Raw genomic sequence first — 22491 nt, forward strand, 5'->3', positions numbered from 1 at the left:
TAGACGTGATGCTGCCCTATCGCCACATATGGGGACCACGGATCCCCAAGTACATACTGACCCACAGCCTCGGCTCGATTGCCGAGTGGTTCCATGACCGATAAGTGCCGGCCGAGGTTGCCACCGCGCCACCTTCGTCGGCTTACGCCGAACACTTGCGGATGGAGAATGGTGTGGCTGATAAGCCGAATGACCTGACCGCCCAGCACCCCCTCGCCCGTGAGTTGCGGACGCAGGCCCCCGCCGGGTGGACTCGGGTCGACGCGGAAATCGCCATGACCGTCGCGGACGAGACCGCTCAGATCGTCTACACCGTCGGCACCCAGCAGATCCCCGCTCCGCCGACGGAGCCGCTGCTCGCACATGTCCGGAAGTTGCGGGCCGATGCTGTCGGATCGGCGAGGGGGCCGTGGTGGCGATTGCTGATATCGATGACCGCCTCCGATGAGATCACCGTCGACTACGACTACGGCGCCGAGCCGTTTCCCCATGAGCAGATCTTCGAACCGGAGGCCTACCGCGCCGACCTGGTGACCTACCCGCGCAAACAGGTGCCGGTATGGCTGGCTGCCTATACCCTGCACGGCGATCGTCAACAGCGTACGCCGCAGCAGGCGGCCGAGCAGGCGCGGTCGGATCGGGCGGAGCAGGTGTGGGCGGTGCACGCGGACAACGAGTTTCCGCCGTTTCCGGTCATGTGGGCACGATGGGCGACACTGAGTGCTGCATTCGTGGCCGCGAAATCGCAGTGGGGTCCTCGGCTGCTTCCGTGGACGGGGATCTTCGAGGGCTCGGCGCGCAGCGGGTCGACGCTGCATGTGTTGCCGGGTGGACGGGCCGTGCTGTCGGGCGGGGTATGGAACGCGCCCACGTTGGATGCGGCATACAACGGGGACGCGGCGTTGCCGCGGCTCTATGCAGGTGCGCCGGACTGGGTGGCGAATCCGGTGTTGAACCCGCGGGCGTCGACGGGGATGCTCTCGTTCTGCTACTGGTGGGAGGGCGGGCGCTGGTATCGGGGCGAATCGCCGGGTGCCGAACAGTGCGCCACCGCCGTTCCCGGAGTGTGGACGGCCGATATCGTCGCGAACATTGTCGCAAGGCTCGTCGAGGATTCCCCCGGCGCCGAGATCTCACAACGAGCCGAGGCGCTGGTCGCGGCGGCGGAAGCCGGAGTGGTGACACGGGAAACACTCGGCGCGGTGTTCGACGGCGACCGGTTCGATATCGACGGCGCGCTCTATCAGCTCGGGCTGGCCGGTCTGGTGTCGACGCTGCCCGAGCAACTGCCCGAGGACGCGGCGATCGGCCGCGTACGCGACTACATCGTCACCCGGGGACTCGATACGACCGGATATCCGTTGTCGGAGTTGACCGCGCACCGGCTCAGCACCGGCTGGATGGTGTACGTACCGGTACCCGACGGCGAGATCTCCATCGGTCGCGCCATCTTCTACGTGGCCGATGATGGTGTGTTGGAACAGTCGTCGTCCTCGGTCGCACCGGGTGAGTACATCGAGGGTTTCGAGCAGCGCTTCAATGATCGGCACCGGCCGTTGGTTCGGTAGTCGAGTCGGCTGGTGACTGCCGTCGGCCGAATGGCTAGACGCCGCTGTGCGGCGCGCCGTCCGCTCTACTGACCGACGAATCCCCATCCTCGCCGCCGGTTTCCGACGACAACAGTGGGGAACCAGCCGAGAACCACGCGGCGACCAGACGCGAGCCAGCGTCCGCGAGTACGTCTACCTTCATAACGGTACATGCTGTACCGTTATGAAGGTGACTACTACTTCTCCCTGGCCGACCGACCTCGAGGTCGCACAAGTCCGCATCGCCCGCCCCACCGACCGGCTCGCCGAAGTCGAGCAGTTCTACGCACACCACCTCGGCCTGCCCGTGCTCTATCGGTTCGAGAATCACGCCGGGTACGACGGGGTGATGCTCGGGCTGCCCGGCACGGACTATCACCTGGAATTCACCACGCACGTGGATGGCAGCCCATGTCCGGCGCCGACTGCCGATAACCTGCTCGTTCTGTATTTTCACGGTGATGCCCGGATGTATGAGGCGGTCGAGCGGTTGGCCGCCGCGGGTCATGAACCGGTCGCGGCCGAGAACCCGTACTGGGATGGTGTCGGCGCGCTCACCTTCGAGGATCCGGATGGTTGGCGGGTGGTGATGGTGCCGAAACCGGTCTTCTAGGGTGGGCGCATGGTGCGCACCAGGGATGTTCGGATCGATGAGGCGATCCTGGCCGCGACGGTCGAGTTGCTGGGCACGGTGGGCTACCAGCAGCTCACGATGGGGGCCGTCGCCGCCGAGGCCGGCGTCCACCGACCGGCGGTGTATCGACGCTGGCCGTCGAAACAGCACCTGGTGGTGGAGGCCGTCGCCGGACAACTCGGCGTCACCCCGACTCCCGACACCGGGGATCTGCGCGGCGATCTCGTGGCCGGTATGACCACGCTGGTACACGCGCTGTCGGGCACCGCCCTCGGCCGCGCGCTCCCCGCCCTGGTGGCCGACCTCGCTTCCGACCCCGAACTCGCCGCCGAGTTCCGCCGCCGCGTCTTCGATCCCCGCCGCGAAACTACCGCCGCCGCACTGCGTTCGGCGATCGAGCGCGGCGAGATCGATCCGGGCATCGATATGGACTTCACCCTCGACGCCCTGGCCGCCCCGCTGTACTACCGCGCCCTGTTCGGCCATCTGCCACTCACCGAGTCCCTCGCCGAACGCACGGTGGACATGGTCCTGGCAGCCATCACACCCGGACAGGCCGGGCTTCGATAATCACGCCCGATCTGCTCGGCCCCATTCGGCACATCCGCCACCTGGGCGACCTTCGCGACGACTCGGAAACCCTCGTTGACATACAACAAGTTTCAACAATTCCGGGACCACCGGAAGAAACAAAGTTACTGACAGGCAATTCACACCGAATAGTCGCGAACAACACAACCTCCCCAGACCAAACTATGCCCAACAGAGGGAATAACTGGTCGGAGATGGCTCATAGAATTCATCTAGCAAATTGATCAGTACCGGTTGAACCGGTCGCCTCGACGACGTTCGGCACACTACCGCCGCACATCGGATGGAGCCGGAAATCATGCACATTCATCTCGAGCGACACCACCGATTCTCGCTCTCCCGCCTACTCGACAGCCTCGGCTTCGCGCTGCTGCTGGTCGCGACCGTCATGGCGTTCGTCGTCGTGCTCGGCGTCATCGTCACCGGAGCGGTGCAGTGACCGATCAGGACACCCGGATCGCCATGCACGCCACCACCACGCTCTGGCAGTGGGCGGTCATTCCGAGCGCCAATCCGCAGATATATATCCCGGCGCCGAGTTACGAACAGGCGGCGGCCATCGCCCGCGACCTCACCGGCGGTTTGCGACCCGAGTTCTATTGCTATTTCCATGTCCCGGACGCGCTGCGCCAGAAGGTGGACATTCCCCCGCTTCCGACCCCACCGGCCAAATTGCGCGGTTTCGGCCCCTGGCAGCCGGTCTCGGCGGCCACCGCAGACTGTCTCGCGCCGTCACCGGCCGTGGTGACCACGGTGGAACAGGACCACCGAACCACCTATTTCGCCGCCGCGCCACTGGGCATGGAGGTGCGCCGATTGGCCTGCCGCTGCCACCGTGCGCCCGCCCAGCCTCTGGCTGCCTGACCGGCACTGAGGCAGAGCGCGGCCTCGGAACGGCAAGCACGCGCCGAGTCAGGTCACCGGCCCACGAACGTCGTCGGGCGTCCTTTCGATACTGCCGTTGCCTTGTACCGGCTCCCCTGGAACTGGGACGTGGAACAATAGCGCCAGTGAATACGTCGGTGACGGCTGCCGTTGTTGCGCTACGCGAAGGAACCCGCCGAATCGAGGCGTCGGTCGGCCGAGCAGGTAGGAGCCTCTCGGATACGGGGCATCGGTTGGCAGGCACAGTCCGCGATGTCGCCGAGACCTTCGTGCTGTCCGATCGGGAGATGGCTCGCCGCTTCGACGATAAAGTCATTCCCGAAACGTTCGGCGACGCCCGGGGTAACCTCCAGCGACCCGAGTTGGTCGTCGTGACCGGTCAATCAGCAGCGGGCAAGTCGACGGTCGTTCGACAGATCGCTGACTCCTTCCGGGACCGGGGCGGCGCTGTCGTGCTGATCGGCGACGATCTGATGAAGATCCACCCACGGTACGCGGAACTGCGAGTCCGCGACGATTTCACCGCTGGCGACCACATCTATCCGACGGCGCAGAGATGGCTCGATATGGCCATCGACCGTGCGATCGCCCAACGCAACAACGTCATCCTCGAAGAAGGTGTGGGTGATCTCATGCGCACGGTTCGAACCATGCGCAAGTTCGACGACAACGACTACAGATCACAGGTCGAGGCGCTCGCCGTCCGCCGGTTGCAGAGTCGGCTGTCCAACCTGAACCGGTTCCTGCGCGAACGTCTGGAGCGCGGCACTGGCCGATACGTTCCCAACGGTGCGCAGGACGCGTGCTACACCGGCTCTGCCGACTTGGTTCGAGTCCTCGAATCCGCGGAGCCGCCGGTATTGATCGAGAACCTGCGGGTGCGGTCACGCACCGATGTGTTGTTCGAGAACCACCGGCTGTCGTCGGGTACTTGGTCCAAACACCCGGAGGGATCGGAACTCATGGAGTACGAGCGAAACCGACCGATGACCGCGGTCGAGCAGCGCGGCTTCGTCGGTCAGATGAAGGACCTGGACGAGGGTATCGCCCTCGGACGACAGCTTCGCCCCGAGGAGGAACCGGTCTGGCAACGCCTGACGACGGAGGCCCACGTGATCAAGCAGTCGGCGATCCCACTGCTCGGCCGATTCGCGGGACTGCTGTAGTGGCCGGGCCGTCTTCGCAATGGCAGCGGATGCTGCACTATGAGGCTGCGGTAGATATCTTCACCAGCCTCATGGCGCAGTGCACCGCGGTCGAGACGCTGGCCGCACGAGCCGACGACATCGGAGTGCGCGAGGATATGCGGTCGCTACGTCGGGCGTACCTGGCCGAGCTAGCCGAACTCGACCCCCAGAACACCGCAGCGGTAGACGAGGCGATTCGTGACTACGGCACCATCCTGGCGAGCAAGGTCGAGGCACCGAGGCCGAACACGCCCGCACGAAGCCGGTCGCGTACCCACCGACTCGACCGAGAAACGCGTGCCGCCGTGTTCTGGGATCGGATCGCGCCAGAAATGATCGGAACCCCGTGCCCGCAGGTGGGGCCCGTCGCAGTGATAGTCACTGGCCCACCTGGGTCCGGGAAGACCGCCGTACTGCGCCGCCGGTACCGCGACTGGCACGGTGCTGCCCCGACATTGATCGATCCGAGCAGCTACCGCGCGTACCACCCGCATTGCTGGGATCTCGTCCTCGCCAACGATGCCCACGCCGACGATGTCCTCGGGCCCGATCTGCTGGAGTGGGTGGTCATGGCGGTCGACCACACCATCTCCCACCGCGGCAATGTGCTGCTCGCGATCGGAACCGGTGGTCCGAACACCGCGGATGTTTACGCCCACGAGTTCCGCGCTGCCGGATACCGCGTCGAGATAGAGGCGCTGATCGTCGCAGAGACAACCGCCGATCATGCCCTCTCGGTCCGCCACCGCTGCCGCTGTGGCAATTGGCCGGTGCTGGATATCCCTCCCGCGGTTAGGGAGTAGATTCCGTATCAGCAGATTTCGGTATCGCCTGCGCGGGGGCAGAGTGACGATTCGGCGTCCCGGTGGCCTCGCCACCACGACTCGGCCGCCGGGGCCGGTCGACCGGTGTACCGAATACCCTCGTCTTCGGGGCGACTGCGGCAAGCTTGGTCGACCAGGGAGTGCTCCCGAGTGTAAGAGGGGCCGGACCGCCGCGACGTTCGGTGTGACGACGCGCCGGCCGCTGCGGGGAGCGGCGCAACTCGCCCGGCCGGTTCGCCCGACTCCAGGGCGTGGACTGCACGATGTCGTCGGCCTGCGGGCGATTCGGAGTGTCCGGTCGGAGATTCCCGTACCCGTCGCCGCCGAACGGCGCGTTCTGATCGGCCGGATTCGGTGCCGCCATGGGGCGATGCGGACCGGCATCGGTCGCGGCCGAGTCGGCCGTGCGGAAATCGGTGTTGTCGCTGGGCATCGAGCCGGTCGACCCGCCGAGCATATCCCGGACCGCGTACGCCGAACGATCGAGCATGTTCTGTATGCCGCTCCTACCCGTCTGATCCCCTCCGTTGGCCTCGGCCGGAGCGTCGGGCACGAATCCCACCGAGCTACGAACCGGGGCGATCATCGTCTGGGACGCGTCAATTCCTGTCCGCTCGTCCGAGCCTCGGGCTGGTATCAGGCCCTGGCCGAGCATCGAGTCCTGTCCAGGTACTGAGTCCGGCCCTGATGCCGAGCTCTGCCCGAGCGGCGCGGTAGACCGCAGGGGCAGGGTGTCCAGTCCCTGCGGCAGCGACACATCCGCACGAGGCCACAAGGGCGACACGTCTGTCGGCGGTGGCGCGGATAACGCGTCAGCCCGCACCGGCGCGACAGGTGCTCGATCCGTGGACTCCGGGGGCGGCGAAATGGCCGGGCCGGGTGGTGTCCATTGGGCCGTGTGTCCCGGATCTGCTGGCCTGGATGACGTGGTGAAGTCCAGCGCCGCAACATTATCGGCGAACCGCACGGCGTGGTCCAGGATGTCGTCGGCGTAATCGTCGAGCACCTGGGCATAACGCAGTACCTCATCCGGCTCAACGAACAGTGCGGAGTTGTTCGGGCGTGGTGGCACGTCGAGGGTGTGGGCGACCTTGCCGACCACACCCATGACGATGCGGGAGACGACATCCTCGAGTGGCTCGATAGCCTTGCCGATCACCTCCGCAACGATGTAGCCGAGCAGCATCTGCTCCATCGACGATACCACTCTGGTCACGGCTTGCCGGACCATGGCGGCGAGCACCGCCGACCCCCCGGCGGTCGCTGCCGAGGCAGCCATCAGGGCGAGGTAACCGGACGCCAATGCCGTGAGTTCGACCAGCACGACGGTTTTCACCACGACGATCACCTGCGCAGTCGCGTCGAGTATCTGCGCAGCGATCCGGCACGCATGGTCGAGACTGGCCATATGGTCGGCACTCATCCGCGCCCATGCCGCCACCAGCCCCTCGTAGGAGTAGCCCGAGTACACCGAGCCCATCTGTTGGATCGCGCTGGTCGCCGACTCGTGGGTATCCGCGACCCGTGTGGCGAAATCCCTTACCTGCCGAGCGAGTTCACGGATCTGATCCTCATCGATGTCCGGATACGGGACTCCGATGAGGTTGAGGAACAGAGCTACCTCATGCGGTACCTCGACCGTCACACCGGGGAAACCGAGTAGCTATCGGACACAGAACAACGGTACGTCATCGCCACGGCGGACATTCTCGACGCTTCTCGGTCTCGAGGACACCACCGGCTCGAGAAGTGTTCGCTGGAGACGCCTGCGACGTTCCCAGATGGGTCGGGGATCAGGGCAGCGGCATTATGGGCAACACCCCGGCGGGACTGCCGGATTCGGAGCTCGGGGTCATCCCTGGCACATAGCACGTCACCAGCGTGCATCGCACCGAGATCCTCCCCGATGTTCACTGCGTTTCCTGGAATGCCCCATCGAGACCTCGAGTGTGCACACCAGCGCTCGGATTACGACGAGCCGCCGATGCTGTCTGCGTCGAAACCGATATCGGTGTCACCCAGCTCCGAACGCAGCCGTGCCACGATGCGATCGACGTCGCCGCGTTCACCCGGCGGGAGGGCGGCGCCGACCGATGCGCGCATGCGGGTGGCGGTGTCGAGCAGCCGGGCCGCCGGTTCGAGGGCGCCGGCCGCGGTGTGTGCGCCGGCGAGCCCTTCCAGCGCCAGGGCGACCGCACGCGGGTCGCCGGTGCGTTCGGCGGCTGCCCGGCCGCGCTCGTGCAAGGCGAGCGCGGTGGCGGCGTCGCCGCGCAGTTCGGCGATGAAACCGAGTTCGGCGAGGATGAGGGCGGCACCATTGGCCGCGTCGAAGCCGAGATTCCAGTCCAGCCAGGGGCGCAGCAGCTCGTCGGCGGTATCGAGGTCGCCGCGGCGGCGAGCACTCATCGCCAGCCCCACCTCCGCGGTTTCCAGCGCCGGCCGGTCACCGTGCGCCGCCGCCAGGCGGCGGGCCCGTTCGTGTAGCTCGTCGGCGCAGTCGAAATCCTGGCGGAGCAGGGCGATCCGGCCCAGCTGCGACCAGTGCGCCGCCGCCTCGGTCCACAATCCCAAATCCTCGGCGATCCGAACCCCGGCTCGATACCGGGCCTCGGCTTCGCCGTACTCACCGCGGATCTCGTGCAACCGGCCCAGCACCGCGGTGGCCTGTAACCGGCCCCAATGCTCGTCGCCGAACAAGATCATGGCCTGTTCGGCATCGATACGGGCCGCATCGAGTTCACCACGGGAATAACGTTGGATCGCACGGACGGTGTGGGCCGCAGCCGTGGTCCAGCTGTCGTCACCGGCGGGTATCTCGTCCAGGACACGGTCGATGATCTGCACGGCATCGTCCATGACACCGAACATCGTGACGGCATATCCGAGAAACCAACCCGGCCCGGCCCGTTCATCCGGCGCCAGCGCGTCGAACAAGCGCAGCGGAGTGCCCGCATCCGTGGATGCGGCTCCCTCGCCGGCCAGTAGCGCCATCGCGGCGCGCCAGACTGCCAACCGTGCGCGCGGCGAATCGGCCGCCGCAGCCGGTTCGGGCACCGCGAGTGCGCGGGTGATCGACCGCCGGGCTTCGCCCAGTCGCCCGCGCAGGAACCAGTACCAGGTCAGTGCCAGCGTCAGCCGCTGTGCCAGCGTGGCATCGCCGGAATCGGTTGCCGTGTCGAGCGCGCGGCGCAGATTGGCGGATTCGGCGTCCAACCGGTCCAGCCAGTACCGCTGCCGCGGACCGCGCAGGTGGGTGGCGGCCTGCTCGGCGAAATCGGTGTAATGAGCTGCGTGTGCATACCGCAGCCGGTCGTATTCGGTCCGGTAGGGCTCGGCGGCCGGATACCCGCGCAGCCGTTCGATACCGTAGGCGCCGATCGATTCGAGCAGGCGATACCGGGGTTCGCCGTCATGGGTGACCACCACCAGCGACCGATCCACCAGCCGCGCAAGGAGATCGAGCACCTCCACCGAACTCACCCCGGCGCCGGCGCACAACTGTTCGGCGGCATCGAGTGTGCATCCATCGGCGTGGATGGCCAGCCGCCGCAGCACCGTCTGCTCGGCCGCGGTCAGCAACTCCCAGCTCCAATCGATCACCGCGCGCAGGGTCTGTTGACGCGGCGGCGCATCGCGGCGGCCGCCGGTGAGCAGGCCGAACCGGTCGTCGAGCCGTTCGGCGAGGCGCTCGGGTCCGAGAACCCGGACCCGGGTCGACGCCAATTCCAGAGCGAGGGGAAGCCCATCCATCCGGCGGCATACGGTCGCCACGGCGGCGGCATTGTCGGCATCGAGGACGAATCCCGGCACCGCCGCGGCGGCCCGCTCCGCGAACAGCCGGACCGCACCCGAGCGCAGCACCGCTTCGAGCGAGGCGCCCGGTGCGGGCACATCGAGCGGCTGCACCTGCCACAGGCTTTCACCGGCGATTCCGAGCGGCTCCCGGCTGGTGGCCAGCACACGCACCGTTGGCGCCCGGTCCAGCAGCAGCCGCACCAGCGCGGCAACGGCACCGATCACATGCTCGCAGTTGTCCAGCACGATCAGCAGCTCGCGATCGCGTAACGCCTGCACCATCCGGTCTTGCGACGACAGCGCGGGCCGGTCGGGAATCAGCGCATCGTCGCGAATCCCCAATGCCGCCGCCACGATATCGGCGAGTCCGTCGATCTCCTCGTTCGCTACGGTGTGGCCGCCGAGTTCCACCAGCCGGACGCCGTGGGCGTAGTCGTGCGAGGTTTCGCTCGCCGCCGCGACTGCGAGCCGGGTCTTGCCGACGCCGCCGGGCCCGGCCAATGTCACCAGCCGTTCGGTGCTCAGCAATGCGCGCACGTGCGCCAGGTCCGATCGGCGGCCGATGAGGTCGGTGGTCGGCGCGGGCAGGTTCGTGCGCGGAGTGATCTCGGCAGGGATGGGCGCGGCAGGTAGCGCCGCGGGGTCGGCGCGCAGGATCTGCTCGTGGAGTTCGGTGAGCGCGGGGCCGGGCTCGAGGCCGAGTTCGGTGTCGAGACGGCGACGCACATCGCGGAAGACGGCTAGAGCCTCGGCGACACGTCCAGCGCCGTGCAGTGCCCGCATCTGGGTCGCGCGCAGCCGTTCCCGCAATGGGTGCTGCTCGACGAGGTCGGGCAGTTCAGCGGCGAGTGCACCGTATTCGCCCAGCAGCAGCCGGGTATCGGCCAGCTCCTCCAGGACGAGCAAGCGTTGCTCGTTCAGCCGTGTCACTGTGCTCAGGGCCAGTGGTTCATCGGCGATATCGGCGAAGGCGTCGCCGCGCCACTGCGCCAAGGCGTCGACGAATCCGGCCACCCGCTGCCGGGGCTCACCGGCCTGTCGGGCCGCTTCGACCGCGGTGAGGAAGCGTCCCGCGTCGACCGCATCGGCCGCGATATCGAGCAGATAACCGTTGGCACGGCGCACCACAAGGCCGGATCCCGCCGCACCCAGTGCCCGGCGCAGCCGCGACACCAGCGTCTGCAACGCACCGTCCGGGCGGGCCGGAACCTGCGTACCCCATATCCCGTCGATCAGCCGGTCGGCCGAGACCACCCGGCCGGGTCCCAGCAGCAGGATCGCCAGCAGCGTACGGACCTTCTTCTCCGGCACCGGCACCACCGTGCCGTCCGCGGCCCACACGGTGAGCGGACCAAGAACCCCGAAACGCACCGGACCAGCGTAATCGACGTCCGCATGCGGACCGAGAGCCGACCGACAGCGAATCGACAGCGCCGCATCGCACAGTCGTCGGTGTCCGCACGACAACCGAACCAGGAGATTCGACATGAGCAGCAACCTCACCGGCAAGAAGGCACTCGTCACCGGCGGCACCCACGGGATGGGGCTGGCGATCGTCAAGGCCCTGCTCGATGCCGGCGCCGAGGTGGTCCTCACCGGCCGTAACGAGCAGACCCTCGAAGAGGCACGCACCGAACTCGCCGGGCAGGCCGCGCATGTGGTGCGCTCCGATGCCGCGAGCATGGCGGATGTCGCGGCGTTGGCCGATACCGCGCGGGAGCGGCTCGGCCATATCGACCACCTGTTCGTCAACCACGGTATCGCCGCGTTCGCCGAACTCGCCGAGGTGACCGAAGAGGCATGGGACCGCCACTTCACCGTCAACACCAAGGGCGCCTTCTTCACCGTGCAGGCACTGGCTCCGCTGCTGGCCGACGGCGGCTCCATTGTGTTCACCACGGTCGGCAACGACCTGATCTTCCCGGGATTGAGCGCCTACTCCGCCTCCAAGGAAGCGGTGCGGGCCTTCGCGCATGTGCTGGCCGCCGAACTGTTGCCGCGCAAGATCCGAGTGAACTCGGTGGCGCCCGGCTTCATCGAGACGCCGACGATGGGCGTACCCGGCCTCAGCGAGCAGGAGCGTGCCGAGTTCGTGCGGCAGGGTCACGAATCCACGCCGCTGCGCCGGACCGGCACCGTGGAAGAGGTCGCGGCCGCGGCGTTGTTCCTTGCCGCCGAGGCCACCTTCAGCACCAATGTCGAGCTCGCGGTGGACGGTGGCTTCGCCCAGGGCCTGCCGGTCGCGCACTGAGGTCGTGGCGATGTCCGACGATCTCACCCGCGACGCCGTCCGCGACAGCCCCGATCCGTCGGTGGCCGAGCATGTGCGCCGCTATCTCGCGACCGACGGAGCCAGTGGTTATCTGGAAGGAGGTTCACCGAATCTGATCCTCACCCATCGCGGCCGGACCACCGGCAGGTTGCACCGCACCGGGTTGTTCTTCGGCGAGGACAACGACCGCTACATCCTCGTCGCCTCGGGTTCGGCCATCACCCACACCCATCCGCAGTGGTATCTCAACCTGATCGCGCAGCCGCTGGTCCAGGTGCAGATCCTCGCCGAGCGGTTCACCGCGGTGGCCCGCACCGCCGAAGGCGCGCAGCGGCAACGTCTGTGGGATCTGATGACCGATATGGCGCCCGTCTATCACACCTATGCGGCACGCAGCAGGCGCACGATTCCGGTCGTCGTACTGGAACGGGTGCGGACTGCATAGCCTGCACATCGCGCCCGCAATGGCAGCACGATGGCCGGGCCGGGCAAGCCGGTGTTATTCGGCGGCAACGGCCGGCTTCTCGATGTGCAGCCGCAGGGCATTCGGTGTGGTCCGCGATCGCGGACTACCGATGAATTCGGGCCTCCCTCAGCGTCTACAAGATCGAATGGCGCGATCCAGCTGGATTGAGTCGATAACGAACAGTGGTTGACAGAAGATGATCGAAGGAACCGAACACCATGAAGTACACGTTGATCTACGCCCACGATCCTGCCACCTCCCGGCAGACCGACGACGAGGTCCAGGAATGGATCGAGTTCGACAACCAGGTCAAGGAAGCCGGGATCTTCGTCCACGAGGCCGGGTTCCATCCTGGTGACGACGCCAAGGTGATCGAAGTGCGCGACGGTGATGCCACCGTCGACAAGGGGGTTTCCGGTGTCGTAGCGGCAGGGTTCTACGTCCTCGAGGTCTCCGATGAGGACACGGCCGTCTCGTGGGCGCAGCGCATCCCCACCGCACGGTACGGCCGAGTGGAAGTACGACAGGTAGTCGAATTCTGACCTGCGCGTGAGCGTGGATCCGCGGGCCTGCCCCGAGCTCGGGTAGGCCCGCGGCGGTGTGTGCATGGCTAGTGCTGTGCGCGATGTTCATGCTGCAGTTCTTCATCGCGCGGTCGACTCGGTGACCTCTTCGGCCGCCGCTAGTTCGGCAGCGGGGCGAAGGCCGGATTCGGTCGCGCCCACCGACATGACCGCGCGGGCGACCGACCATATGATCTCCGCGATGTCCAGTAGGCACCAGAAGTGATGGCGCTGGAGAATCATCTAACTAAAATAATATGATACTATTCTATCTGTGACCCGACATGCCGATGCCGAGCAACGAAGAACTCAGGTCGCCGAAGCACTACTGACCACAGTCGCCGAGCGAGGGCTGGCACGGACCACTCTGGCAGATGTCGCGGCCACGGCCGGGGTGTCGGTGGGCCTGGTGCAGCGCTATTTCCGCTCCAAGGACGAACTGCTGCGGTTCGGGTTCGACCACGTCTGTCGACGTACGCAGGAGCGGTTGCGTCGAGTCCCGATCGTGCCTCCGGTCCGGGAGATCGTCATTGCGCTGATGGAGCAGATCCTGCCCCTGGAACCTGAGCGAGAGAAGGAGTTGGGCGTCTGGCTGAGCTTCGTCCAGGCCTCGCTCACCGATCAGGAGATGGCCGCGATTCACCAGGCGGGCGTCACCGAGCTGATCGACGGTCTCGCCGAGGCCTTCGAGGGGGCTCAAAGAGCCGGGGAGCTCGAGCCCGAGTTCGATGTCAGGGCCGAGGCCGCGGCGTTAGCGGCTTTCGTGGACGGGCTGTGCCTGCATCACGTGGCCACCAACAGCTTCGACGCCGCGAGTTCGCGTGCGGCGCTGCGGGCCTACATCGATCGGCTGTTTGACCGAGGCAGGCACGGATGACACTCGTGGTGGGGCTGACAGGGCTCAGCCTGCTCGACAGCACAAGTTTCGGGACACTGCTGATTCCGATCTGGCTGCTGCTGACGCCGGGCCGGCTACGTACCGGGCGGATCTTCATCTACCTCGCCACCGTGGCACTGTTCTATTTCCTGGTGGGCATTCTGCTGGCCACCGGCGCCAATGCAGCGCTGGGAACCGTACAACGCGCGCTTGCAGAAGTCCCTTCGCTTCCGCTTCGGATCGGGCAGCTCACCGCCGGTGTGTTGATCATCGTATGGAGCTACCGACTGGAGGCCCGGGCCCGCCGTCAAGGCGACGAGCCGGGCAAAGTCCACCGATGGCGGACACGGGCGATGACGGGCTCGGGCAGCGCACGGGCGCTGATGAGTCTGGCCACCGTGGCGGCCGCTCTGGAGTTGGCCACAATGCTGCCCTACCTGGCCGCGATCGCGCTGATCGCCGACGCCGGCCTCGACTGGCAACTCACTGGCGGAGTCCTCGCCGGATACTGCGCGATTATGGTGGTCCCGGCTGCGGCCCTGGCCATTGCGAGGCTCGCCGCCCATCAGCGGATGGATCCGCTCCTGCAGCGGCTCAACGCATGGCTCACCAAGAACAGCGCCAAACTGCTGGGCTGGACCGTCGGCGGCCTCGGCATCGCCCTGGCCGTCAACGCGGTCGTCAACCTGCTGGTTGCCGGAAGGTGATGTTCGGCTGACTTCCGGATCCGCGCGCGGCTTCAGGCATCTCGTCCTCGCCTGGGGCGCCCGGCACGTCCACCGTCTTTGTATATGAGCTGCTTCCAGGAGGAGGAAGTTCGATGAACATGCCTGATCGCCGCGCCGTTCTGGCCGGTCTGACCGTCGGCGCGGTGGGAGGCCTCGCCACCGGCGGCGTGGGCGGCTGGGCCGTATCCCGGTCGACCACCGCAGCGACGCCCGCCACCTACCCACCGGCGGACAAGGTGGGTAGCCGCGACACCCGATACCCCGATCTGGTCGCCAGGGGCGCCAACCAACGGTTTCGCGCCGCACCGGACTACATTCACATGGCCTCCTCTACCGACCAGGTCGTTGCCGCAGTCGCCGAGGCTGTGAGCGCTGGGAAACGCATCGCCGTCCGCAGTGGTGGAGGTTGCTTCGCCGACTTCGTGGACAACCCCGATACCGAGGTCATCATCGACCTGGCCGGGATGACCGGCCTGTGGTACGACTCCGCTCTGCGGGCGTTTGCGATCGAACCGGGCATTCAGCTCGGAGAGCTGTATCGGCGACTGTTCCTCGGGTGGGGAGTGACCGTCCCGCTCGGCAGTTGCCCTGAGGTGGGGGCAGGCGGGCATATCGTGGGCGGTGGGCACGGTGCGATGTCGCGGCTGCACGGGCTAGGCGTCGACCACCTGTACGCCGTCGAGGTCGTGACCGTCGACGCCTCGAACACAGTGCGGGTCAGCGTGGCCACCTGTGAGTCCCATGATCCCAACCGCGACCTGTGGTGGGCGCATACGGGAGGCGGCGGCGGCAATTTCGGCGTGCTGACCCGTTACTGGATGCGGACACCCGGTGCGGCCGGTGACGACCCGCGGCACCTGCTGCCGCGCCCACCCGCGATGGTGCTGGACTTCCAATTGGTGTGGGGATGGGACCAGCTCGACCATGAGTCGTTCACCAGGTTGGTTCGCCAGCACGGCCGATGGCACGCCGCCAACAGCGCGCCTGATTCCCCCGGCACCGCCCTGCACAGCGCGCTGCTGCTGTTCGGGACCAGACTCGGCGCGGTCATCGTGAAGGGGCAGGTGGTCGGCCCGCAGGCCGAGCGCACGCTGGCCGGTTACGTCGCCGCTCTCACCGCGGGCATGAGCGCACCGCATCACCTCGAGCAGGCGTACCGCCCCTGGCTCGAGAACCAGACCTCGGCGGGCGACAGTGAGGAAGTTCTCGGCTCCCGCTTCGTCGTCAAGACCGGGTATCTGCGCGACCGGTTCACCGACGCGCAGATCCAGGTGCTGTGGCAAGCCCTGTCCGCCCGGCCCGAAGCCGGGCCGCAGGGCGCGGTGTGGCTGGTCTCCACCGGTGGCAAGGTCAATGCCGTCCGCCCTGGCGATACCGCCGTCGCGCAACGCGACTGTGTGCTCAAGGCCATCTTCACCGCGTCCGGTTCGTCTGCCGAGGACGACGCCGCACATCAGCAGTGGGTACGCGACCTCTACCGGGAGGTATACGCCACAACCAGTGGCGTACCGTCCCACAACGCCCGAAACGGCGGCTGTTACATCAACTACCCCGACCCCGACCTGGCCGACCCCGAACAGAACACCTCCTCCGTGCCCTGGCACGCCCTCTACTACGGGAAGAACTACGCCCGGCTCCAACAGGTGAAGCGAACGTGGGATCCACGAAACCACTTCCGGCACGCCCTATCGGTACAACCGCCCGACTGAGCCAAGCCCCGGTCATCGGACTACATGTGATGCGTCACGCGGCGCCATCGGTCACCGGAATCTCGCGTGCAGTCTGCTGCTGATGCGCCGCCATATGCCGGTACCGCCCGCTCAACAAGTTGAGGGACCGTTTTGCGTTCAATGCCCGGCGTGGTGTGCAACGCCATGAAACCGGTCGATGCCCTCGGAGGTGGGCTGCTCGACGCGCACCTGTGAATTCGCAACCAGGCTACCGATGCGCCGTCGCGGCCCGTTCTCCGACCAAGTCGACACCGCCGTCCATCTCTACGAACTCGGCCGGACACTCGCACACGTAGGCAATCATTTCGACGTCGACCACACCACCTCCCTGGCCGCACTGCGTCGACGCGGAATACCCACGCGAGATCTTCGACGGCGGGCTCGCGCATGACCCATGGACCGTTTCCGTTATCGCAGAATTCGGCTCTATCACCGGGGATGCAGCGTAACCGGCAATGCCGAAGGCGACAGAACGAAATCTTTGGTCAAGGCCCGCACCGCGTAATCCGGATCAGGAATGGGCCGCCAGCGGGACAGCAGTGCGGCAGAGGCAAGGGCGATCTCCAGGTTCCCGAAATGTTCGCCCGGGCACCTTCGGCGGCCGACACCGAACCACAGGTTGGACTTCTTGTCCAGCTCACCGATACGCTCCGGAGACCAACGGTCCGGGTCGAATGCTTCCGGGTTGGCGAAATAGCGTCTATCGTGCTGAATCATATAGGGGCTGGACATTATTGCGGTGCCATCGGGAACAAGGAGCCCGCCGACGGCGATATCGCCATCGGCCGTCACCGCGTTGACCCACGGAGCCCAGAACCGGAGCGTCTCTGTCACCACCTGTTTCAGATAGGGAAGCCGGGTGAGATGCTCGGGTCGAACGGGCTCACCACCGACTACGCTGTCGAGTTCGGCGTAGAGCCGCTCGGCGATGGCGGGCCTGCGCATGACCTCATGCCACAACCAGCCTGCCATCGATGCCGTCGTTCCGATTCCCCCGGACAGCATCATGATCACATCATCGATGATGTGATCATCGGACAGCGTGTCACCCCGCTCGTCGGTGTGCCGGATGAGCGCAGACACCACATCGTGGAAGTCCTCGTCACGGCGGCGATACTCGGCGACCATCCCACCGATGGCAGCGCGCAGTTCCCGCGCCTCGCGCCGCCACCGCCGGTTGGCGAATATCCGCAGCCGCCGTACCTGCGGCGGCAGCGCGGTCCGCACGATGATCTCGCTGAGCAGCGAGGGCACGGTGGCACCGATCCGGCGGCGCACGTCATCGCTGAAATCGGCGGTGAACAGGGTGGCGGTCATGGTATCCAGGATCAGGCCGTTCGCCTCTGCCATGAGGTTCACTCGCCCATCCGCGGGTAGGCCCGCCGACCAACGTTCAGCGATATCCGCCGCCGATTCGGCATAAACCGCGAGACGCGCCTGCCGCAGGGCCGGGCCGATCATCCGGCGCCGCGCCTTGTGTTCCTCACCACGCAGCACATTCACCGAGCTCCCCGCGAGGTCTTCGATCGCTTCGCGGAGATCTTCCCGATCCACCTCGGCACCAAGACCGACTTCGCGTACCAGATCCGGCGTCGTCAGCAGATAGCCGCTCTTCTGACCGAATCGGACCCGAACCACCGGCCCCAGGTCCGAGAGCGCGGTGACGAATCCGCGGGCGTCGCGCAGCGCGCGCAGACTGTGCCCTACCAGGGGCCATCCACCAGGCGCGACGGGCACCTCGGAAAGGCTCTGTGGCATTTGCTGTTCCGGGCTGCCTGCGTCTCGCGCAGTGACCTGCCGATAGGTGTGCAGCATCCGCTCGGCATACCGCACCGCAGCACGATGCGTCGCCGCCGCGTTCCGTATTTCGTCGAGCGCGGTCCGATCGCAGGCGAACTTCTCGATGGCCTCGGCAATCGCTGACGGCGACGGGTCCGCAGTGCTCATGCAGTCCCCAGGCAGTTCGTCACCGGTGCCTCGGGGCGCGATCTCGACGGCGCGGGCCACCCCGTGCGCAAGCAGTCGGTCGACGACACGCCGAGTCGGCGCGATGACCTGGTCGGCTTCCTGCGCATGCTCGACAAGTACACGCCAGGCATGCCGGACCGCACGTTTTTCCGTGGGTGCCGGATTCCGCCGCCGACGGTGCGCGGATCGACCGAACAGGGCCTGCAGTACCAGCGTCGCCGGGTAGGGCACAGCTGCGAAGTGTTCGATCGGCGTATCGCCACTGGCATGCACGGTATGCACCAGTGGAATCCGATGCCGGCGTGCGGCCCTTGCACCGGCGATCGCAACGCCGTGGACAGTGTGGGTGTGTACTAGATCGATCGGCCCGCGAGCGGCGAATGCATTATCAATCAGGTCCGCGTTCCGTTTGGTGGGCAACACGATCGGGATATGCTTCACCGCAAACCTGCCGATTGTCTCCAACGGCACCACATGCGCTGTGGTGCGTTCCTCCGGACCGGCGGCGACAAACAAGGTCACCTGATGCCCCCCGCTTTCGAGGCCGTTGCAGAGTGAGTCGATTACCGTGCGGATATCGGAATGAATTGCGGGCATATAGTCGACGAATATTGCAACATGCACTGTGTAACCATAGTCGAGCCGTCCGGTCATTCCCTGAGGCGGAAACAGGCGAGCACGGCGCAGATAAGGTATGGATTGACATCGGGAACGCTTGGGGCAGAACGGTCCCGATCGCGGCCGGCTCGTCCGAGCCGAGGCGGAGCTGACACAACTCGAGTGGCTCGTCAGCCCTGCACCGGTCCCCCAGGGTTTGACGAGGGCTTTCATTTCTCGGACCGGCGCACCAGGCTCCGGCACCTACGGCCGGCTCGCGTCGCCCCGGGTGTCCACGGGCCCGATTCCGGTGACTACCCGCGGTGAGTATCCAGAAATTCGAGGATATGGCCGAAAACATCGAGGGCGGCGCCGCGGCCTATAAAGGTATCCAGATGCCCGTAACCGGGGATTTCGACGTAGTCGACCTCGAGTTCGGGGTGACGGGCGGTGAGCACCTCATGGCAGAGACGATTGGAGTCGTACCAGAACTTGTTGTCACTGCCGGACATCAGCAGCACCGGGCAGTCGATCCGGTCGGCATGGTCGAGGGCATTCTCGGGTAACGCCCGGTAACGGTCGTCGCGTTCGTGCCAGCGAACCACGGTATGCGCCAGTTCGATCCGGCGCATATGCGGCATTATCCACAGCGGGACAGGGCCTAGCAGATCGGCCAGCCGATCATGGGTACGGGGATCGAGATTACGGTGCAGGAACAACTCACCGCCCAACCCCCAGTTCCTGTGGACCAGACGGCACGTCGGGTCGGCGCAGTCACCGCGGCGCGACATCGCAGCGAACAGCGGGGTGTACCGCGACCACAGACCGACCTTGCGAAAGTCGGCCGGAATGTGGTTGACCCGGCTCCGCAGCAGTTCACCACCCAGTGCCACCCGCAGCCGGGAGGATCCACTCATCTTCGGTGTGAGAAAAACGCCCTGGGCGACGACACCTGCCAGGCCGGGCAGCAGGCCTGCCGCGAGGCTCATGGAGAGGGTGAGCGCGCCGATGCACTGGGCGACGATATAGAGCGGGCGCTCGCCGATTACGCCTCGGATCTGCGCGACAGCGTCGGGTATATCGTACAGGGCGACGTCATCGTAGGTGAATCGCGCACCGGATTCGTTGTACGGCAGTCGGGAACTACCGCGCCAATCCAGCAGCCACGGTTCGTATCCGGCGTCCACCAGCACATCGGCCAGATTGCGGATTTCGGGCAGCAGGAACATCTCTGACGATGCCGCATGGCCGTGTAGCAGCAGTACCGCAGGACGTGTCGGATCACCGGTGTCTACACGACGCAACAGAAGCCGGGTACCGTCTCCGGCGCGGAACGGGATTTCTCCGAGTCGCTGCCGATCGGCTACTGGAAACAGGGTCATCGGTCGAGTTCCTTCATTCGCTTGCCGGGCAGCAGGTCGAGTAGTTCAGCAAGGGCGCGCAACGCGGGTTCGGCGAGCCCGAGGCTCATTTGGGAGTACAGCCAGCCGAACCAGACAAGTTTGGCCGTCCGCTGCTCGCGGTCGGTGAGTTCCGGGTTGGTGCGCAAACCGTCGACCTGGTCCGGCACATAGCTGTGGGAAGGCACGACGACCTCGCCGCTCGCGAGGGTCGGTTCGCCGTCGCGGCCGATCTCGACGGCCAGCGCTCGGGTCTGCCGCCACCAGTCACGCCGGGGGCGGGCCGTTTTCTGCCCCTCCAGCCACCAGAATTTTCCGTCGACATCACGCAGCCGAAGCCGATAGCGCAGCAACGGATGCCGCAGGCCGTGCTGACGCGGAATACCGGCCTGTGGCCGGACCCACATATCACCCGAAACCACTATCAGCGGCTCTGAATGGATTGCCGGACAGATTATTTCACCACCTACATCGACACGGCGCTCGTTCATGATCTGGTAGTTGCTGGCAATGGACAGGGTCAGCGACATGGTGCACCGATCGTCGCCGACCGTGCCCTCCAGGGTTTCCGGGAACCACAGGTGCGGCGAATCCGCGGGGCTCGGCAGAACTGCGACACCGGTGGCTGCCAGGCGCTCGATGGTCGCCTGCTGTGCCCGCGCATCGTGGCGCTGCACCGGTGGCAGCCCGTGCCGGGCGACGAACGCACGGGTGCGCTCACAGGTGGCTGCGGGAACATTCACCGAGGCCTCGCACAGCTGCCGGGCCGTCGGACTTTCCAGGACACGGGCCAGGAAAGCCAGCTCGGGCACCGGCTCGGATTTTATGCGCTGCACTGTTTCTGAACGCCACTGTTCCCAGGGTTGTACCCGTAACCCCATACCGGCGAGCGACATCTGGCTCACCACATCGTCGAGCGTGCTGGGGACGCCGGTCAAGTGGTAGTTGTACCCCCACGCGTCCGGGTCGCAGACGACGGCCGCTGTGATCCGGCTGACCCAGTCGACCGGCGCGGCATTCAGATAGGTGAACGCGGGCGCGGTGCGGAACCGGGTGAACGCGCCGCTGAACGCGGTGCTCAGATCGCGCGGGTTGTGCGCACCGGTATGCGTGTTACCGCCGATACCGCCGGGACGCAGGAAGGTGACCACCACACCGTGTTCCCGGGCACGGCGCAAGGCGGCCTCGGCAGCCCATTTGGACTGGTCGTATCCGGCCACCAATTTGTCGATATGCGCGACCGGATCGTCCTCGCCCATCGACTCGATACCGAGCTCGTTGAATACCGCCACCGACGAAATATGGTGCAGCGGCTTACTTCTTCCGGTGGCCGCTAGTTCGGCGAGGGTGAGCGGTCCGAGCACATTGCTCTGCCGCAGTGAAGAGTAGCCGCGCAGGAAGTCGACGGCCGCCGCGACGTTGACAATGGCGTCCGCCTCTTCGGCCAGCGTGTTCCAGTTCTCCTCGGACAACCCCAGCCGTGGTTTGCGAATATCACCCGCCAGCACCGTGACCCGGCGACGCACCTCCGCGGACCAGGGCAGCTGGAAGCTCGCCAGTGCAGCACCCAATCGTTGCACGGCAGCCGCATCGTCGTCCGCGCGGACCAGGCAGGCAACATGCGCGTCGCTGTGCCGCAACAGATCCAGCAGCACGTGACTACCGAGGAAGCCGGTCGCTCCGGTCAGCAGGATTCGGCGCGGCGCGACCTTCTCCGGTGCGCCGACCCACGGGAGGTTGTCGGCGCCAGCGATATCGGCAACGATCCGGCGGAGATCCTCGTCGCCGCGGGTGGTGGCTGACGCGGCTGCCGGACGGCCGGCAGCCGCGTCCACCCCGTACGTGGTCAGCCAGCCCTTGGCCAGCCGGCGCGGACGAGCATCAGCGAACACGTCGTCGAGGCTGAGCTCGACCTCGAGTTCGCGGGCGATGGCCGCGACCAGGCCGACAGCGTCCACGGACTTGCCTCCGCCGTCGAAGAAATCGGTATCGGCGTCTATGGGGTCGGCCAAGAACCGGTTCGCGATCGCGGTCATGGCAGCAGCCAACCGATCGACATCCCGTTCACCGGGCGCCGCGGAGCCGACCGCCGGCTCGGGAATCGCCGGCGACCGATCGGCGGCCACCGGCTCGGCATCTGCGGGCGCCTCCGGCACCGACTCGGTGGTGGCGGGGTCACCAGGGCCCCGAGGATCAGCACGCGCCAACTGCCCAGTGCCGGTGTCGACAGTGGCCGGCGATGCGGCGTCGGCCACGGACTCGGCACCGGCCGCCGGTTTCGCGGCCCCCGCGCCGCGGGCGCGGGCGAGCAGTTCGGCGACGCTGAGCCCACCGCGGGCACCGGTTTCGACGAACTCTGTACGTGACCGTGGATCCACGGAAAAT

The 22491-nt window shown here is 66.4% G+C and carries 19 protein-coding genes; 13 read left to right on the plus strand and 6 right to left on the minus strand.

Annotated elements, in window-relative coordinates; translation table 11 throughout:
- The first annotated feature begins 173 nt into the window (after positions 1 to 173).
- The 7 genes from QH168_RS05875 to QH168_RS05905 all read left to right on the plus strand — a co-directional run bounded on the left by QH168_RS05875 (position 174) and on the right by QH168_RS05905 (position 5689).
- A complete protein-coding gene (locus QH168_RS05875; RefSeq protein ID WP_280233431.1) occupies positions 174 to 1568 on the plus strand; it encodes a hypothetical protein in 1395 nt (464 codons plus the stop codon).
- Between the two features lie 211 nt (positions 1569 to 1779).
- Positions 1780 to 2202, plus strand: coding sequence for a VOC family protein (locus QH168_RS05880; RefSeq protein ID WP_280233432.1), 423 nt, complete (start codon positions 1780 to 1782; stop codon positions 2200 to 2202).
- 9 nt (positions 2203 to 2211) lie between these two features.
- Positions 2212 to 2793 (plus strand): TetR/AcrR family transcriptional regulator, encoded by a 582-nt coding sequence (locus QH168_RS05885; protein WP_280233433.1) that lies wholly within the window; start codon positions 2212 to 2214, stop codon positions 2791 to 2793.
- Between the two features lie 319 nt (positions 2794 to 3112).
- Complete coding sequence (locus QH168_RS05890) at positions 3113 to 3253, plus strand: hypothetical protein (protein ID WP_280233434.1); 141 nt, start codon at positions 3113 to 3115, stop codon at positions 3251 to 3253.
- Positions 3250 to 3678 carry a hypothetical protein gene (locus tag QH168_RS05895; RefSeq protein ID WP_280233435.1) on the plus strand — a complete coding sequence of 143 codons (429 nt, stop codon included), beginning with the start codon at positions 3250 to 3252 and terminating at the stop codon, positions 3676 to 3678. Before QH168_RS05890 ends, QH168_RS05895 begins: the two co-directional genes overlap by 4 nt.
- 254 nt (positions 3679 to 3932) lie before the next feature.
- A complete protein-coding gene (locus QH168_RS05900) occupies positions 3933 to 4865 on the plus strand; it encodes a zeta toxin family protein (RefSeq protein WP_280233436.1) in 933 nt (310 codons plus the stop codon).
- A gap of 29 nt (positions 4866 to 4894) precedes the next feature.
- Positions 4895 to 5689 (plus strand): zeta toxin family protein, encoded by a 795-nt coding sequence (locus QH168_RS05905; RefSeq protein WP_280233437.1) that lies wholly within the window; start codon positions 4895 to 4897, stop codon positions 5687 to 5689.
- On the opposite strand, the gene QH168_RS05910 is transcribed toward QH168_RS05905, so the two are convergent.
- On the minus strand, positions 5679 to 7355 hold the full coding sequence (locus QH168_RS05910; RefSeq protein ID WP_280233439.1) for a hypothetical protein: 1677 nt from the start codon (positions 7353 to 7355) through the stop codon (positions 5679 to 5681). The two genes, QH168_RS05905 and QH168_RS05910, sit on opposite strands and share 11 nt — an antisense overlap.
- 323 nt (positions 7356 to 7678) lie before the next feature.
- Positions 7679 to 10876, minus strand: a complete 3198-nt coding sequence (locus QH168_RS05915; RefSeq protein WP_280233440.1) for a BTAD domain-containing putative transcriptional regulator — start codon at positions 10874 to 10876, stop codon at positions 7679 to 7681.
- Positions 10877 to 10991: 115 nt separating this feature from the next.
- On the opposite strand from QH168_RS05915, the gene QH168_RS05920 reads away from it, so the two are divergent.
- The 3 genes from QH168_RS05920 (at position 10992) to QH168_RS05930 (ending at position 12785) form a co-directional block, all read left to right on the plus strand.
- Positions 10992 to 11756 carry an SDR family oxidoreductase gene (locus tag QH168_RS05920; RefSeq protein WP_280233441.1) on the plus strand — a complete coding sequence of 255 codons (765 nt, stop codon included), beginning with the start codon at positions 10992 to 10994 and terminating at the stop codon, positions 11754 to 11756.
- A 10-nt stretch (positions 11757 to 11766) separates the two neighbouring features.
- Positions 11767 to 12222: a nitroreductase family deazaflavin-dependent oxidoreductase gene (locus QH168_RS05925; RefSeq protein ID WP_280233442.1), complete on the plus strand. Its 456-nt coding sequence runs from the start codon at positions 11767 to 11769 to the stop codon at positions 12220 to 12222.
- A gap of 239 nt (positions 12223 to 12461) precedes the next feature.
- Positions 12462 to 12785 (plus strand): YciI family protein, encoded by a 324-nt coding sequence (locus QH168_RS05930; protein WP_280233443.1) that lies wholly within the window; start codon positions 12462 to 12464, stop codon positions 12783 to 12785.
- Between the two features lie 102 nt (positions 12786 to 12887).
- Here the strand turns inward: QH168_RS05930 and QH168_RS05935 are convergent, their stop codons facing one another.
- Complete coding sequence (locus tag QH168_RS05935) at positions 12888 to 13049, minus strand: hypothetical protein (RefSeq protein WP_280233444.1); 162 nt, start codon at positions 13047 to 13049, stop codon at positions 12888 to 12890.
- A gap of 31 nt (positions 13050 to 13080) precedes the next feature.
- Between QH168_RS05935 and QH168_RS05940 the strand changes: the two genes are divergently transcribed.
- The 3 genes from QH168_RS05940 to QH168_RS05950 all read left to right on the plus strand — a co-directional run bounded on the left by QH168_RS05940 (position 13081) and on the right by QH168_RS05950 (position 16120).
- On the plus strand, positions 13081 to 13683 hold the full coding sequence (locus QH168_RS05940; RefSeq protein WP_280233445.1) for a TetR/AcrR family transcriptional regulator: 603 nt from the start codon (positions 13081 to 13083) through the stop codon (positions 13681 to 13683).
- The gene (locus QH168_RS05945; RefSeq protein ID WP_280233446.1) at positions 13680 to 14390 is read left to right on the plus strand and encodes a GAP family protein; all 711 of its coding nucleotides are present in this window, start codon (positions 13680 to 13682) and stop codon (positions 14388 to 14390) included. Before QH168_RS05940 ends, QH168_RS05945 begins: the two co-directional genes overlap by 4 nt.
- Before the next feature lie 113 nt (positions 14391 to 14503).
- On the plus strand, positions 14504 to 16120 hold the full coding sequence (locus QH168_RS05950; RefSeq protein WP_280233447.1) for an FAD-dependent oxidoreductase: 1617 nt from the start codon (positions 14504 to 14506) through the stop codon (positions 16118 to 16120).
- Positions 16121 to 16570: 450 nt separating this feature from the next.
- On the opposite strand, the gene QH168_RS05955 is transcribed toward QH168_RS05950, so the two are convergent.
- From QH168_RS05955 to QH168_RS05965, 3 genes are all read right to left on the minus strand, one after another.
- Complete coding sequence (locus QH168_RS05955) at positions 16571 to 18763, minus strand: cytochrome P450 (RefSeq protein ID WP_280233448.1); 2193 nt, start codon at positions 18761 to 18763, stop codon at positions 16571 to 16573.
- A 257-nt stretch (positions 18764 to 19020) separates the two neighbouring features.
- Complete coding sequence (locus QH168_RS05960) at positions 19021 to 20088, minus strand: alpha/beta hydrolase (RefSeq protein ID WP_280233449.1); 1068 nt, start codon at positions 20086 to 20088, stop codon at positions 19021 to 19023.
- On the minus strand, positions 20085 to 22484 hold the full coding sequence (locus QH168_RS05965; protein ID WP_280233451.1) for a thioester reductase domain-containing protein: 2400 nt from the start codon (positions 22482 to 22484) through the stop codon (positions 20085 to 20087). Before QH168_RS05965 ends, QH168_RS05960 begins: the two co-directional genes overlap by 4 nt.
- Between the last annotated feature and the right edge of the window lie 7 nt (positions 22485 to 22491).

The sequence above is a fragment of the Nocardia cyriacigeorgica genome (assembly GCF_029868385.1).
Classification (GTDB): Bacteria; Actinomycetota; Actinomycetes; order Mycobacteriales; family Mycobacteriaceae; genus Nocardia; species Nocardia cyriacigeorgica_F.

Excerpts from the sequence above, each read along its gene's own strand:
- QH168_RS05960 (WP_280233449.1), bottom strand. The coding sequence starts at position 20,088 with ATGACCCTGTTTCCAGTAGCCGATCGGCAGCGACTCGGAGAAATCCCG.
- QH168_RS05950 (WP_280233447.1), top strand. The coding sequence starts at position 14,504 with ATGAACATGCCTGATCGCCGCGCCGTTCTGGCCGGTCTGACCGTCGGC.
- QH168_RS05925 (WP_280233442.1), top strand. The coding sequence starts at position 11,767 with ATGTCCGACGATCTCACCCGCGACGCCGTCCGCGACAGCCCCGATCCG.
- QH168_RS05905 (WP_280233437.1), top strand. The coding sequence starts at position 4,895 with ATGCTGCACTATGAGGCTGCGGTAGATATCTTCACCAGCCTCATGGCG.
- QH168_RS05935 (WP_280233444.1), bottom strand. The coding sequence starts at position 13,049 with ATGATTCTCCAGCGCCATCACTTCTGGTGCCTACTGGACATCGCGGAG.
- QH168_RS05920 (WP_280233441.1), top strand. The coding sequence starts at position 10,992 with ATGAGCAGCAACCTCACCGGCAAGAAGGCACTCGTCACCGGCGGCACC.
- QH168_RS05955 (WP_280233448.1), bottom strand. The coding sequence starts at position 18,763 with ATGACCGGACGGCTCGACTATGGTTACACAGTGCATGTTGCAATATTC.
- QH168_RS05885 (WP_280233433.1), top strand. The coding sequence starts at position 2,212 with ATGGTGCGCACCAGGGATGTTCGGATCGATGAGGCGATCCTGGCCGCG.
- QH168_RS05930 (WP_280233443.1), top strand. The coding sequence starts at position 12,462 with ATGAAGTACACGTTGATCTACGCCCACGATCCTGCCACCTCCCGGCAG.
- QH168_RS05890 (WP_280233434.1), top strand. The coding sequence starts at position 3,113 with ATGCACATTCATCTCGAGCGACACCACCGATTCTCGCTCTCCCGCCTA.
- QH168_RS05945 (WP_280233446.1), top strand. The coding sequence starts at position 13,680 with ATGACACTCGTGGTGGGGCTGACAGGGCTCAGCCTGCTCGACAGCACA.